This is a genomic window from Pseudomonas sp. PS02290, assembly GCF_029960075.1.
GTDB lineage: Bacteria > Pseudomonadota > Gammaproteobacteria > Pseudomonadales > Pseudomonadaceae > Aquipseudomonas.
Genome location: NZ_JASCOY010000068.1, coordinates 1 through 13748, shown reverse-complemented (window position 1 = coordinate 13748; position 13748 = coordinate 1). Strand labels below are relative to the sequence as shown.

General features: G+C 53.0%; 10 protein-coding genes and 3 pseudogenes. 8 read left to right on the top strand and 5 right to left on the bottom strand.

The window, feature by feature from the left end:
- Positions 1-38 precede the first annotated feature (38 nt).
- Positions 39-1607 (bottom strand): sensor domain-containing diguanylate cyclase, encoded by a 1569-nt coding sequence (locus tag QMX88_RS22210; RefSeq protein ID WP_282372384.1) that lies wholly within the window; start codon positions 1605-1607, stop codon positions 39-41.
- 771 nt (positions 1608-2378) lie between these two features.
- Between QMX88_RS22210 and QMX88_RS22205 the strand changes: the two genes are divergently transcribed.
- Positions 2379-3965 (top strand): putative bifunctional diguanylate cyclase/phosphodiesterase, encoded by a 1587-nt coding sequence (locus QMX88_RS22205; protein WP_282372383.1) that lies wholly within the window; start codon positions 2379-2381, stop codon positions 3963-3965.
- Between the two features lie 284 nt (positions 3966-4249).
- Here QMX88_RS22205 and QMX88_RS22200 read toward each other — a convergent pair whose 3' ends face one another.
- Positions 4250-4516 (bottom strand): hypothetical protein, encoded by a 267-nt coding sequence (locus QMX88_RS22200; protein ID WP_282372381.1) that lies wholly within the window; start codon positions 4514-4516, stop codon positions 4250-4252.
- 697 nt (positions 4517-5213) lie between these two features.
- Here QMX88_RS22200 and QMX88_RS22195 point away from each other — a divergent pair.
- Positions 5214-5564: a hypothetical protein gene (locus tag QMX88_RS22195; RefSeq protein WP_065986122.1), complete on the top strand. Its 351-nt coding sequence runs from the start codon at positions 5214-5216 to the stop codon at positions 5562-5564.
- Positions 5565-5647: 83 nt separating this feature from the next.
- On the opposite strand, the pseudogene QMX88_RS22190 reads toward QMX88_RS22195, so the two are convergent.
- Positions 5648-5797 (bottom strand): annotated as a pseudogene (locus QMX88_RS22190) (tyrosine-type recombinase/integrase); the annotation flags it as partial.
- 108 nt (positions 5798-5905) lie between these two features.
- Between QMX88_RS22190 and QMX88_RS22185 the strand changes: the two are divergent.
- Both QMX88_RS22185 and QMX88_RS22180 read left to right on the top strand, forming a co-directional pair.
- Entirely contained in the window at positions 5906-8023 is a 2118-nt protein-coding gene (locus tag QMX88_RS22185; RefSeq protein ID WP_282372380.1) for a putative bifunctional diguanylate cyclase/phosphodiesterase, read from the top strand.
- A 329-nt stretch (positions 8024-8352) separates the two neighbouring features.
- The gene (locus QMX88_RS22180; protein ID WP_282372379.1) at positions 8353-8628 is read left to right on the top strand and encodes a hypothetical protein; all 276 of its coding nucleotides are present in this window, start codon (positions 8353-8355) and stop codon (positions 8626-8628) included.
- 215 nt (positions 8629-8843) lie between these two features.
- On the opposite strand, the pseudogene QMX88_RS22175 reads toward QMX88_RS22180, so the two are convergent.
- Positions 8844-9095, bottom strand: a pseudogene (locus QMX88_RS22175) (tyrosine-type recombinase/integrase); the annotation flags it as partial.
- Between the two features lie 477 nt (positions 9096-9572).
- Between QMX88_RS22175 and QMX88_RS22170 the strand changes: the two are divergent.
- The 4 genes and pseudogenes from QMX88_RS22170 to QMX88_RS29470 form a co-directional block, all read left to right on the top strand.
- Positions 9573-9845, top strand: coding sequence for a hypothetical protein (locus tag QMX88_RS22170; protein ID WP_282372378.1), 273 nt, complete (start codon positions 9573-9575; stop codon positions 9843-9845).
- A gap of 100 nt (positions 9846-9945) precedes the next feature.
- Positions 9946-10200 (top strand): AbrB/MazE/SpoVT family DNA-binding domain-containing protein, encoded by a 255-nt coding sequence (locus QMX88_RS22165; protein WP_192175070.1) that lies wholly within the window; start codon positions 9946-9948, stop codon positions 10198-10200.
- Complete coding sequence (locus QMX88_RS22160; RefSeq protein ID WP_192175069.1) at positions 10197-10544, top strand: type II toxin-antitoxin system ChpB family toxin; 348 nt, start codon at positions 10197-10199, stop codon at positions 10542-10544. Before QMX88_RS22165 ends, QMX88_RS22160 begins: the two co-directional genes overlap by 4 nt.
- A 93-nt stretch (positions 10545-10637) precedes the next feature.
- Positions 10638-11042 (top strand): annotated as a pseudogene (locus tag QMX88_RS29470) (hypothetical protein); the annotation flags it as partial.
- 194 nt (positions 11043-11236) lie between these two features.
- Here the strand turns inward: QMX88_RS29470 and QMX88_RS22155 are convergent.
- Entirely contained in the window at positions 11237-13264 is a 2028-nt protein-coding gene (locus QMX88_RS22155) for a TonB-dependent receptor (protein ID WP_282372377.1), read from the bottom strand.
- Between the last annotated feature and the right edge of the window lie 484 nt (positions 13265-13748).

Sequence of the window (13748 nt, the reverse complement as noted above, 5' to 3'; positions counted from 1 at the left end):
GTGGTTGATCTTCTTCTCAGGTATGCCCTGATGCTCGGCTATCGAGACAGGTCGACAATTTTTGTCTGATGCAGCCGGTAAGTATCAGGCATTGACTGACCCTCTACAGCATTGCGGCCTTTGCTTTTAGCGAGATAGAGAAGTCGATCTGCTTCTGCCAGGGCGGCTGTATAGGAATCCTTTATAGGTGAATTAATCGCCACCACGCCGGAACTGATCGTCAGGATGCCCAGCGAGCTGCCGGCGTGATCAATGAGTGCACTGGCGATGGACAACCTGACATTTTCGGCGACGCTCAAAGCGCCGGCCAGATTCGTCTCAGGCAGCAGGACCACAAATTCCTCCCCACCATACCGTGCGGCAAGATCGCCCGGCCGATTGACGCAGGTCCCGATGATTTCTGCCACCTGCCTCAGGCAGTCGTCACCCTGCAGATGGCCATAGTGGTCGTTGTATTGTTTGAACCAGTCAATGTCCAACAGGATAATCGCTATGGTTGAGTTATTTCGCCTGGCCCGCCCCCACTCCTGCTGCAAGGTAGCATCGAAACGCCGTCTGTTGGCCAGATGCGTCAAGCTATCAGTCTGAGCGATAATCTCCAGTTCATTTCTGGCGACGTTCAGATCACCCTCCGCGGTGATTAGCTGCTGGATCTGCCGGTATAGCAGAATGCCCAGCAAGCACAGAGCCAACGTGATCATGCCGATCAAAGCCATGGATCTGTACGCATAAGCCCACCAGGGCGCGAAGACATGTTGGTACGACACACCTGCAGCTGCAACGATGGGTAGGCCGGACACCCGTCGATAGGCATATATCCTTTCCACGCCATCCACCACAGACTTGATTACGGCAGTGCCATTGTCGCTGTATGGCAGATAGCGGGTAAATATATCCCCCCTGGCCACATTGGTCGTCATCAGTGCAGTCAATGTTGGCCGGCGAGCCAGCAGATCACCATTGTTCAATGCGAGAAAGATAACGCCTTTGTCGTCTACATCCATTCGCTCGAAGAACGCTTGAAAATATGCGACCGGGACCGTCGCCAAGGCGACACCTGCAAACTCCCCATCAGGAGTATTGATACGCCGACTGATCGGGATAACCATATCTCCCGTACTGCGGCTTTTTACAATTGAGCCAACATGAATTGATTCATCGGTGTGGTCGCGGTGATAGGCAAAATAGGCGCGGTCGCCGTTGTTTTTTTCCTGCACACTGTGCGCAAAGGAATTGGTGACCCACTGACCTTGGGCATCGTAGATAAACAGCCCTTGAAGTCCTTCCACGTTTATCACGTCCTGAGCCATCAGCTTCGTCAGTCGTAACAACTGTTCTCCCGCTACACCATCGTGTTCCACACGCTCAACAAGATCGCGCAGCGTATTGTCAGCCTGGCGTATTGTGTCCTGAGCTTGCTGTTCAGCAGCTAGAACAATGTTTGAAACTGCAATTTTGGCATTAGCGATGCGCTCAAGCCTGGATTGATTCATCTGCCACGCTGTAGCAAGCATCAACGATAAACATACAAGCGCAATGAAGCCAATCAGCGCCCTGGTGAGCGCCGAGGGTGAAAGCCTCGGTAAGGTAAAATATGGAGGCTTCATAGGTTGTCATCAAATTGGCGGTCAAATGGCCTATGCAGTTTTTGTACCCGAGCTGCGTGGACTGGCGCCGAGCTAGCATCTCCAGGCCATCGCGGTGGACCGAGGTAGCAGAACCAATTTCGCTTTGGCGTCGACTAAATCGAAGGACGGAGTCATGCCGCGACCGCCCAAACATGACCCTCCGCCAGCGGCAAGCCGCCAAGACTGAGCTACGAATAGTACCGAGCTACGAAGAGCGCCTTGGCTAGAGTCAGAGGATCCAAACCTAAACCTGCCCGCCGAGTGCGCTGCTCTGAGGGAGATACTCAAGGTTTCCCTCGTCCCGTCGATAGCATTTCATGACAATGCGAGTGTCCGGGATGTCCATCTGCCGGTCACAAACGAGAATCCAGCAAGGAGAAAAGCCGATGAGGACTCTTGAGCAAGTCAAGAGTGAATCGGGATCTTGGACCCATGGCGGTTACTTGGACGCAGCAGTGCCGATCAACCATTGTGTGGAAGCTGCGACGGGCGCTGTCTGATGCCTAATAAAGAGCGGGTCGGCTGGGTGGCCTGCCCACAAGGCGCAGTATCTCAGGGCAAACTAATGGGCCGTACGCTATTTCGGCGATAGCGCCAACCTCCGTTGGCATGCCCATAAAAATGAAGCTCCCTAGAAAAAGCAATCTTTTCTATTGAATGAATAAACAGGTTCTATAACCGACGCCATGGCCTTATGGGAAGATGGCCATATGATATTACGTGCTGCTAGCTTGGCCTGTGAGGCTGCCCATGACCTATTTACGCTTACCCAGTCCATACCGTCTGATACAGCTGCTTTTTCTCACCCTGCTTACCGTCATGGCCCTTTCCATTCTCTGGGAGTTTGAGCTGGAGGCATGGGTGATGCGAGGGCTTGGCCTTCACTATGACGGCATTTTTGAGGAAGGAGAAAGGTTACGTTTCGTACTGACATCTACGGGTTTTTCACTAATCGCCTTGATCGGGCCGGGAGTGATGCTCATGAAAATGATCAGTAATGCCCGACGCAATTACCTTCAACTCGAAGGGTTGCAGTCCCATACAGAGAAGCTGGCAAGGTACGACTCACTCAGCGGCCTGCTCAATCGGCGTGCCTTTATGGAGCTTGTAAACGAGCAACTCGCTCAGCTAGAACCTGTGATTGTGATGCTGATCGACCTTGACTATTTCAAGGCGGTTAACGATCAGCGCGGGCATGCAACGGGTGACGCAGTGCTCATTGAGGTAGCAAAACGACTGGAGGAGATTGCAATCAAATACGGCGGCATCGCTTCGCGTCTAGGAGGCGATGAATTCTGCGTCGTATTTACCAGCCGTAGAGAGGAACGCGAGCTGGGCGTCATTGCCGCAGATGTGATTTCGCGAATAGGGGCCCCTATGCTCGAGAAGCTTCGACCCTTCCGACAGGGAGCTACAGTTGGCATCTCTCGTTCGTGGGTCGACGCTACCGAAACCTCAGCGCTATTGCACTGCGCAGATGTAGCAATGTACAGGGGTAAGGTTACGGGTCGTTCAACCTACCATTTTTACGAAACAGAGCATGGGCTCCAATATCAGGCTCAAATCGATGAAGACGCTGCGCTTAAACAGGCAGTGGAACTGAATGAGATCGTTCCATTCTATCAGCCTATTGTTGCACTGCCTTCTCAGGAAGTCGTCGGATTTGAGATCTTGGCCAGATGGCTCAAGCCAGATGGGAGCACTGGGATGCCTGCTGATTTTATTCCAGCGCTTGAACGCCTAGGGTTGATCCCCATGATGACTCAATCTCTCGTTAAGCAAGCTTGTAACGCTGCCAGGGATTGGGACGATCACCTTCATCTTTCGCTGAACGTCAGTGCAGCAATGATCACCGATGAGCTTTTTCCTGATCGGTTCCTGGAGCAGTTGCGTCATGAGCAGTTTCCATTTGACCGCTTTGAGGTCGAAATAACCGAAGAGGCCTTGGTCGGCAATATCGAAGCGGCCGAGCGCAACCTGAACAGACTTCACGCACATGGCATCACAGTGGCACTTGATGACTTCGGCACTGGCTACTCAGGTCTTTATCATTTGACACGTTTGTCCATTGATAAAATCAAGATAGACCGATCTTTTTTTGAGATCGGTAAGACTGATCATCGTCCAATGGTAGAAGCCATTTTAGGGATGGCACGTAGCCTGAATATGAAAGTAACCGCGGAAGGCATCGAGGATTTTCACTCACCCTCCCTTCCATCTTGGCTGGCCAGCAATGGGTGTAATTATGCTCAGGGGTATCACTACGGTCGGCCCCAGGCTCACGTTTCACGCTCCATCGCTGGAGTTCCTGATTCAACAGTTCTATCGCGGGTGTAGTTGGTCAAGCAGCAAAACTGCTGACATTTCACCTTGACTCAGCTGCAAGCCATCTGCCACAAGCTGACCGCGCACTGATCAACTGGATTTGCCCGGAACTTGGGAGTTTCCTCCAGATACCGCAGCAGGTGAATGCAGACTGTCGTGGTCTCAACCACGTCCGACCAGATGCGCACCTGACCGCCCGATTGCAGACAAAGCCATCAAGCTCAAGATATCTCTCCGGTCAGAGACTACCAAAGGGCCCCGCTATCTACCCTTGCGGATGCTTGTGCAAGACAATTTCATTTGCATCTTTGCAACTCCAATCGTCGCTTCAGTAACCCTCTTTGACGTCTTTCCAGCTCCTTGGCAAGCGCTGCAAGCTTGGCTTCACCGAACGCAATGGCCTTGGCTTTCGTAAGAAAAAGTTCGTCAACGTGGTAATTGCGGCCCTTGTCAGTGCGGTCATATGCGCTGTTAGCGAATCCCTGGTCCACGAGTTCGACCTCCAGCAACTGAAAATTCCGTGTCAGCAGCCATGCGGTGTAGGGGTAGGTTCTGTCGCTCATCGAAGTCTTGGTCACCACAATTGATCGCTATATAGATAAAAGCATAGCGAGATGTGTTGCTACAACAACCTCATGCACGTAGGGCAGGGCAGGCAGGCGACATGTCTGGATCTGTAGGCAAGAAACATCAAGGAAGGAGCCCGCCAGGGGAGGCAGGAAGGCCTGGCGGGCTAGGTCTCGTACTGCTAAGGCCCGATAACGCTATAGATCACTCTAGGGTAGTGAGGCGTTATGGCGGAGAGCTGCCCTCCCTTAGGTCGTTTCGGGTCGTGGTGAGCTCGCATCTCCAGGGCACACTACCAACACTGAAGCATTCCGTTTAGCTTACTCCGTTGGGAGCCTGCATGACTTGCGGGACTTTCCTGGCCAGATCTGTCGGAATGTTAGGCTTGGAGATGACGTCATAATCAATACCCCCAGCGTCAGTTGCAGACTCTTGCCTTCAATGAATGAATGCATTTTGAAATCGCATCCCGACAGGAACGACAGCATCATTGGTAGCGTCGTGTCAGTCTGCCTGCAGGCGATTGCAGCCGCTGTCCAGCAATGTCCCAAGGTTCCTATAGTTGACGCCAGGTCGCACTCTGGAATAGAGCCCCAAAAGGTCAATCTTTCTGAAGCCAGCGCCGCACTCGGTATGGGTCGGTCAGTGAAACGTTAGACTTGCCCGAAAAATGACCCATCAAAGGAGTCAAACGTGTTTGTGATCCCGCTGGACCTCGGCGCAAGTGAAGCGATGCAAGCCATGATGGTCTATTCCAATGTGCTGTACCCACAGCGTGTTCGGTACTTTTTCTACATCTGCAAAGAACAGCTTCAAGGTCGCTGCAGAAAGGATCTGGTCATGCGCCTCGACAAGGTCATGGACGTGGCCCTAGTGCAGAGCGGGGAATGGCACAGCCGATTGACGATGGTGTTGCGCGAAGCGCTCGAGCTGGGCGCCCTGCACAGGGCCGACCACGATTTCTTCTTGGCGCAATTGGGCCACTGCACCCCTAGGAGGCACGAAAAACCCCCGATTCGGGGGTTGCAGCGAACCGGCAATTGATCACCAGGCGTCTCATGACATCTGTCATGTGGGACGTACCTACTCTCGACTAAACATGAATCGCTCACGACGGTTACAGTAATAGCCAAACCGCGATGTTTGAGCTGGGCGCGCCCAGCGAGCACGTGCGTTCGGGTCACCGCACGAAACTCATCGGTCAAAGCCAGATCGACAAACTCTCAAAAGCCTTCCAGGTCATTTTGATAGGCACGGCTTGTCCGGGGATTGTCCAGCTCGAATTAGTCACGATCATTGGCGGTGTCTTCAGTCAGTTTCGCGAAATGTGCACCTGGACGGTCAGTTGATCGACGAGATCTCAACTAGGCTCGTTTTCACAGGAGATGAATCGGGAGATCACCGCCGGGCAGATTCCAGTGGCTCGACACCCGCAGCAAGGTAGAATGGTGGCTTATAGCCATGACAAGGCCTCATTAGTGCATGCTGTGGAATTTTCTATGTTAGACGCTAGCCAGATTGAACGAGAACTCGAGAAAACAACCAGCGCTGCACGCTTCTCTGAGCAATTGGAGCTACGTTATCAGAGCGATATCCATACTACCCGCCGGCACCACCTGATTCTGTGCTTGATCTTGGGAGGTTTCACATTCGGTAGTTTTTCACTATGGATGGTCATCATAAATCCGAAGGATTTGGTATCAGCAATTTTGCAGATGGTCGGAACATGTGTACCAAGCACTCTACTGGGTGTGTTGCTTCTAAAGAAGTTATCGGAGCACTGGAGAGAATACGTCTCCATGTTGCCCTCATACACCGGATTTATAGCCGCTTACAACGTAGTAATTAACGGTGAACAACCTGTTTCGGGTGAGCAGTCACTGTTCATGTTTTGTTGGCCGCTGATGCTTATTTATGTCAATACGTGCATGAAAAGCCCTTTTAATATTGCTTTGATATACAACATATTTTGCTTAACCATCACAGCTTGGGGTGTGCATACAGCCCCGATTTCCCTGAGTGCTGGCGGCTTGATAATGACCGCTATAGGATCCTCATCTTTTTTCTCATTGCTCGGCAACTACTGGTCCAACGCCGAAGCCAGACGAAGTTACCTGTATTGGCTACGTGAGGAAACCAGAGCCTCTAGTCTCACAGATGCCAATAGTGATTTGCAACGCCTTTCAGAGACCGACTCGCTGACCGGTCTGGCTAACCGTAGGCACATACAACCGCAACTGGATGCGCTTACGGCAAACCATTTGGATGGACAGTCCGAGGGCGCATTATTTTTGATCGATATAGACCATTTCAAACGCTTTAACGACCATTATGGACATCTTATAGGCGATGAGTGCTTGAGAGCTGTTGCCACGGCTCTGGGCAGTTGCTTCATTTCGCCTTGCGCCGTAGCACGATTCGGCGGTGAAGAGTTCATTGCCGTTTTGCCAGATACCTCTCATGATGAGGCCCGCAGGATCGCTCACCACGTATTGCAAACCATACGTGAACTAAACATCGCCCATCTGGGACGTACAGACGGCATCTCGGTCATCACTGTCAGCATCGGATTAGCGCACAGTGCGAGTAGTGCGCTAACCGATAGCACCTCACTTCTGGATCAGGCTGACAAAGCTCTGTATCGAGCTAAAAGAGGTGGCCGCAATCGTCTAGAGGATACGGGATTTATTTTTTCTCAAAACGATGAGTCGCTTCTAACCCCGGAGGATATCCGAGAGGCGTTAGCAACAGACCAATTCGACCTGCACTTCCAACCGCTGTATCAACTCGAACCTTATCAGCTCACTGGATACGAAAGCCTTATTCGCTGGCAGCATCCCAAGCTCGGAAATGTGCCACCTGATTTATTCATCGCAATGGCAGAACGCAGCGGGCTGATTAATGCTGTAGGTGACTGGGTTTTGGATAAATCCTGTGAGGCGGCCAGCCGCTGGCATGACGCTGTCAACATATCAGTGAACCTTTCACCTATACAGCTTGCCAACACAGATTTTCCGATGAAAGTGGCGGGTGCATTACTTAAACATGGTCTCGCGAGCCATCGGCTCATATTGGAAGTAACCGAAGGCGTGCCTCTGCGTATAAATGATCAACTATTGAGTACAGTTTCCGGTCTCTGCAACCTGGGCGTACGACTGGCTCTGGACGATTTCGGTCAAGGTCATGCCAACTTGGCTTATTTACTGAAGCTTCCATTCCATTGTTTGAAGGTTGACCGTCAGGTACTCAGAATTGAAAACAAAGCCCAACGCGAGGAGGTGTTGACGGCCCTTTTGAAACTGGGGCATGCATTTGATCTCAAAGTGTTAGCGGAAGGCGTTGAGACTGCTCAGGATCTCGAGTTGTTGCGTACTCTAGGCTATGACCATGCGCAAGGGTATTATCTTGGACGTCCTCAACCGAATACATTTTCTTGTGACTCGTTACCCCCCACGCAGTCGCTGGCGCCCCATTGTCATCTTCATATAGTGTTAGGTAACTGACTGAACTTACTGCTGAGATTATTAGTCGACGTTATCGATAATCTAAAGTCCGCTCCTTTTGCTACCCCACATACTGTTGTATCGGATGCCAAATAGAGAGTGCAACCGCCGGATCACTTAGGAAGTGGTTCTTGTGTTCAGCCGCCTCAGCCTGATCGCTAGGCACTTTGCCGTGGATTTGCGGTGTGCGAATGGACCACGTGGCAGCGTATCGGGCCTGATCTGAACGTTTGGCACTACGAGTACTCCGTTCATCAGGTAAAGCGTATGTTGAACTAAGATTGTGCCATGCAGATCAATAGGTTATTGATAACCTAGAGGGCATTTCCATGATCAAGGCACTTCCCTTACCTTTACTCTTCGCATTAGCGCTTGGCTTGCCTGGCTGTGAAAAATCGTCCGAAGACCACACGCAAGATGCCAACAAGCATCAACAAGCGTCTGAGCAGAAACAGGTTGAGGGTAATCCCGGGCAGGCCGCTGATGAGAAGGCTCAGGCTGATAAGGACTATGCTGAGGCTCATGAAGCCCGAGCTTCTGAAGATCGCCATCAGGCCCCATCCTTAGCTGTGCCTGGGTATATCAAAGCTCCAGAAAAAAACTGATCGCGAGGATAATGCTCACCTCCCACGCGCGGGCGTGAGATTAATTTTCCTTGCCGCCGACGCGCCCGATAATTTCTGGAACAGGTGCATCTCAGCGCTGCATCCCTGCGCAGGATGGCGGAGCTGAATGCAGCAAAGTCGCCGAGATGGCGGTGTGTTCGAGACGGTGTGCAGATAAAGCGCATCCCCTCGGGCAGACGCGATTGCCTTTAATGCTAGAGTTCGGTAGGTGTGTTCGCCATCCGCTTACACCATGGCTGCACCTTGGCGATATCCGCCTCGTGTTCCAGGGCATTGGTGGCTGCCGTTGCGCGCAGCCCGTGTACGAGTCCCGCAACCTCTACCCCTGCAGCTCTGGCGTAGTGCCCTACCACCGCATAGAGGCCGTCGGCGCTGATCCCTGCACCCGTTGCGCGGCCGCGCAGCGGGTGGAAGAGGGGAGCCGTGCTGTCCTGCTGATCATGGCCGCAAACGCATACTGGATCTTGTTGCCATCTGAGCCACCTCGATTGCCTGCTTTCTGTACTGATTCATACGGCAGGAAGTGTCACAGCGGGCTTTAACAGACTGGCGAGCGTTATATGAATGCGGGCCTGCTGGAACCTACCGCAGCGTTCCAGCTCGGCGGCCATCTCCAGATGCCAGTCCCTCATTTATAGTGACCACAGGCTACGAAGCCGAAGTGAGTCATGATCTGCCTGCCGGAGTCGCGTTCCTGCAAAAGCCTTGGAGTTTGGACCAGCTGGTTCAGACAGCTAGGCACATGCTCAAAACGGCCACTGATCGCGGTTAGATATGTCGGGTACTATGTTTAGTTGGTCCCACATCAGGACCCGCCTAGGCGGTTTTTTTGCTGCTTGCTAGACGTAACAAACCTTGGGATTGACGTACCATAAGCCCGCCCTGTTGCTGCGCCCTGGTCCCTTTCCTCCTAGGAGCTGGTTATGCCACCTGCCGATCTCGATTTTCTGGACACCTCGGATCTGCCGCGTGGTTTGAGTGAGCAGGCCTATGCCACCTGGCGCGTGGCCCTGCGCGACCTGTATAGCAGCCAGACCGAGGTTCAGGTCGAATATGGCTATCAGTTCTGTTGCGGTTTTATCCAGGCCCTGCAGGACATGCAGGCAGTCGAACCCGATGTGTACCTATTTCTCGAGGCTCAGGTGCATGGCGTCTGGATCGAGCGCATTTCTGCCCTTAAGGCACGAGGTCACTGACGCGCTTTGGAGCTGGCATTGTAGATACTATGTTTATACAAAAAGCTTGCGGTTAGTTTTTTTTGGTATCTACAATGTGTATACATTTTAGGAGGCTGTTATGGAAGTCAAAGTGCAGCAGTGGGGCAATAGCGCGGCGATACGCTTGCCTGCAACCGTGCTTAAGCTGATGAATCTGGTTAGTGGCGATGTGTTGAAACTCGATGTATCCGCCGAGGTTATGACGCTCAAGCCTGCGAAGGCCAAGCCGCATTACGCGCTGGCCGAGCTCATGGCGCAGTGTGACTTGAGCGCGCCGGATCCTGCCGAAATGGCAGCGTGGAATGCGATGTCAGCCGTTGGGCGTGAAGCGTGAAGCGAGCCAAATTAAACCGTGGCGATATTGTGCGCTTGAACCTGAATCCCACCGCTGGCCGTGAGCAGCAAGGCGATTTTCGTCCGGCGCTGATCATTTCGCCTGCGGCGTTCAACGTGTCGGGCTTGGTCCTGATCGCGCCCATCACCCAAGGCGGGGATTTTGCCCGATATGCCGGCTTTGCCGTGCCACTGAGCGGTTCGGGCACCGAGACGCAAGGTGTGGTGTTGTGTAATCAAATCCGCACTGTTGACCTTGAGGCCCGTGGGGGTAAGCGCGTAGAGGCGGTCCCCGAGGTGGTGATGGACGATGTACTGGCCCGCATTCAAGTGCTGATTGAGTAAAGAAAAAATGATCAAACACCTGACCAAAATTGCATTTCTATCTTGCCTTGTAACGCCTACGATCGACTCAGTGCAGGCTGCTTTTGCGGCTTACACAACGCGCAAACGGATGCTGCTTTTCGGCTCGGCATGGCAGTGAGCGTGTTTGTTCTGGTAGTTTCGCTGCCTCTCTGTATCTACAAAATCCTCTTTCTCAGAAGCGTGCGGGTTTACACGGATGACGTTGGAGTTTGGCTGTACCGGGGGATTTTGCCTTGGAGCAAAGGGGTTCGTGGCGTGAAGTGGCGGGACATTGAAGATGCTATGTATTACACAGGTTTTCTCAGCTGGATGTTCCGCTCCTATACCGTACGTATTGGCCACCGTTTTACCAAGACAAGCTAAATTTACGTGCACCATCTGGCACAAGGTCAGAACGCGGTCGAGCACATCAATCAGCTTCACCAAAGCATTCTCAGAGGCGAGCTAAGCTCGGTGGCTGAGCTTGAGGTCAGATAAATGTGTCCTAGGGTTTGCGGGCTGATGCCTTTTAGGGCGAAAAGTCACCTTGCCCACCTCCAGCTCCGCGAACAATGGAAACATCTTGAATGCAATCAGAACAGAGCTTGAGAGAGTGGCCGTCGCGTGCGGACCATTTCACATGCTGAGCTCAGGTCGCCGATACGTGGTATCGGCGGTTGGGTGAAAGCAGGTTAGAAGTTTGTTCGCAAACCAACTTCGACACTTCTTCCCTGAGCAGGCGCAATATCGCGAAGAATTGAGCTGGCGTACCTCACAGTCTGATTCGTCAAGTTTTCACCATTAACGAATGCCAGCCATTGGCTACCGCCCAAGTCAAATTTGTACCCTGCACTCGCGCCTAAAGTCGTGTAGCCGTCAGTGCCGGATTCATTATCCGGCACGTTGTGCTGCGAGCTCGCATGCTCGACGTCGACCCTGGCCTGCCATTTGTCCAGCTCCCACAGCAGCCCACTGTTCAGTCGCAGGGGGGCGATACGCGGCAAAGCCTCGCCAGTGTCCAGATTCTTAGCACGGGTATAGTCACCGGAAAGCTCCAGCGCAATGTTACCGTAGCGAGTCTCAGCCAGCTTCCAATGATCCTGTGCTTCGAAACCGGCAAATCGAGCACGTACGCCTGAGTAGGTGAATTCAGGGATGCCGTCGGCGTCCTCTTCACCCTCGTCGTTGAGCGATCGGCCGCTACTCAATAGCCCAATGTAATTCGAAAAATGGCTATAAAATACGCCGACGCTGCCCTTGTGGGCGCCATTGTCAAACCGTAGCGCCAAGTCGCTGGACACTGCTTTTTCCTTGGATAAGTCAACGTCACCTACCTCGTAAGTGCCTGTGGCAACGTGTGCACCGTTGGCGTACAGCTCGTAAAACGTTGGCGCACGTTCGGTATAGCCCAGAGTTGCTGCCAATGACCAGACCGGCGTAAGCGTATACACCACGCCTGACGACAAGCTACCAGTAGTAAAACTGCTAGAGCGATCAGCGCTATTAAACCGCATGTTGCCCTTAGCATCCGGATCGACTGTCGTGTGCTCCAGGCGACCGCCCAAGCTCAGCATGAGTCGGTCACTGGATTGCAGTTCTTCGAGAATGAACAGAGCTCCAGCATTGGTATCGGTCTGCGGCACAAATGCTTCGTCACCAAGCGCGGAAAACTCACCGCGCGTCACCTGCGCACCCACCACACCATTAAGCGGTCCTATCGGCTGATGGCGGGCCTCCACCCGAGTCTCATAACCCTTGTTTTTGAAGGTGGTGCCTATCTCGCCGTCTTCAATCTCCATGTGTTTGTAGTCTGTGTACGCTGCGTCTAATTTCACAGATGTGAAGGGACCGGACAGATTACGGATCTCAGAAGCAAACGCGTAGTGATCTTGCTCCATGCGGATGCGTACGTCCTGCTCGGCAGGCGATCCGTAGTTAGAGTCGTAATTGCTGTAGGACACTCCGGCATAACCGTCATCCCATGTGTAGGAACCACCTACGGCACCACCGTCTTGGCGCCCGTCGCTGTTGCCGAGGCGATGTTTTTCATCGTCTCCCTCTTCGCGGGTCCGTTGATCAGAGGTGCGAGCGTAGCCCGGGATACGCAGGTCATTAAAATTACGAGCATTGGCATCGATGTGCAGCGCAAATTGACCGTTGCCGGCTTCCAGCTTTCCGGCGCTACTACGCGTGGTGTCGGCACCGCCATATCGCAATTCACCGGAACCGTGTATGCCTTCGATGGATTCAACAGGAATGCGGTTGTCCAATGTATTTACCACGCCGCCAATGGCACTGCCTCCATATAACAATGCGGCGGGGCCACGCACGATTTCGATACGATCAACATTGACAGGATCCAGCGGCACCGCATGGTCGTAAGAAAGCGACGACGCATCCAGTGCGCCAACGCCATTACGCAAGATCCTGATTCGATCGCCGTCCAACCCGCGGATGATTGGCCGACTGGCGCCTGGTCCGAAATAAGACGACGACACGCCTGGTTGATTGTTTAAGGTTTCGCCCAAACTGCCCCTCTGCGAAAGGGTCAGTTTATCTCCGGTGAGGACAGTGCTCGGCAAAGCCAGCTGCTCGCTACCTAGTGGATTCGCGGTAATCACTTGTGGATCTACTTCTATGGCGTAGGCCGGCGATGCAATCAGTAAAGCTGTTGCAATGGGCGGGAGGCGCCAGAATTGCAATTTGGGGCAGCGAGACATGCAGGTTTCCTTGAGGACAATGAAAAATATCGGCCATGTTATAACATAACCCTTGAGGTGCGGTTGTTTGGATTGCCGACTGATTGAGGAAGTCATGACCGAGCGCGAGGCTGGCTTATCTCAGCCCACCTGAATCGGTCCGCAATCGGTGATCATTACCGGGCGTGCGGTATGCCCTGGCTGTATGGAAAGCCTGGCATTGGAAGATTAGAAAACGGCAACTAGTGGCCGACCGCGTCGTGGGAAAAGTCGGCCAGCAGCGTTGGATTTAGCTCCCTACCGCTGATCCGTATAAACGCTGTCTGCATTGAACACTAGTTGTTTTCCTCGGACAAAGCGTAGGCGCGGCTTCTGCAGCGCCCGCCGCCACTTCGTGGCCACAGCTGCACCCATCGAGGATTCACCATGCGTTCTTCCCATCCAATACGTTGTGCCCTGGTTGCTGCAGTAACCGCCGTCAGCTTGGCAACCTTGGCCGGTTGCG

What these genes read in the sequence shown, in the direction of transcription:
- QMX88_RS22210 (WP_282372384.1), bottom strand. Translation starts at nt 1,607, where the DNA reads ATGAAGCCTCCATATTTTACCTTACCGAGGCTTTCACCCTCGGCGCTC.
- QMX88_RS22205 (WP_282372383.1), top strand. Translation starts at nt 2,379, where the DNA reads ATGACCTATTTACGCTTACCCAGTCCATACCGTCTGATACAGCTGCTT.
- QMX88_RS22200 (WP_282372381.1), bottom strand. Translation starts at nt 4,516, where the DNA reads ATGAGCGACAGAACCTACCCCTACACCGCATGGCTGCTGACACGGAAT.
- QMX88_RS22185 (WP_282372380.1), top strand. Translation starts at nt 5,906, where the DNA reads ATGAATCGGGAGATCACCGCCGGGCAGATTCCAGTGGCTCGACACCCG.
- QMX88_RS22180 (WP_282372379.1), top strand. Translation starts at nt 8,353, where the DNA reads ATGATCAAGGCACTTCCCTTACCTTTACTCTTCGCATTAGCGCTTGGC.
- QMX88_RS22170 (WP_282372378.1), top strand. Translation starts at nt 9,573, where the DNA reads ATGCCACCTGCCGATCTCGATTTTCTGGACACCTCGGATCTGCCGCGT.
- QMX88_RS22165 (WP_192175070.1), top strand. Translation starts at nt 9,946, where the DNA reads ATGGAAGTCAAAGTGCAGCAGTGGGGCAATAGCGCGGCGATACGCTTG.
- QMX88_RS22155 (WP_282372377.1), bottom strand. Translation starts at nt 13,264, where the DNA reads ATGTCTCGCTGCCCCAAATTGCAATTCTGGCGCCTCCCGCCCATTGCA.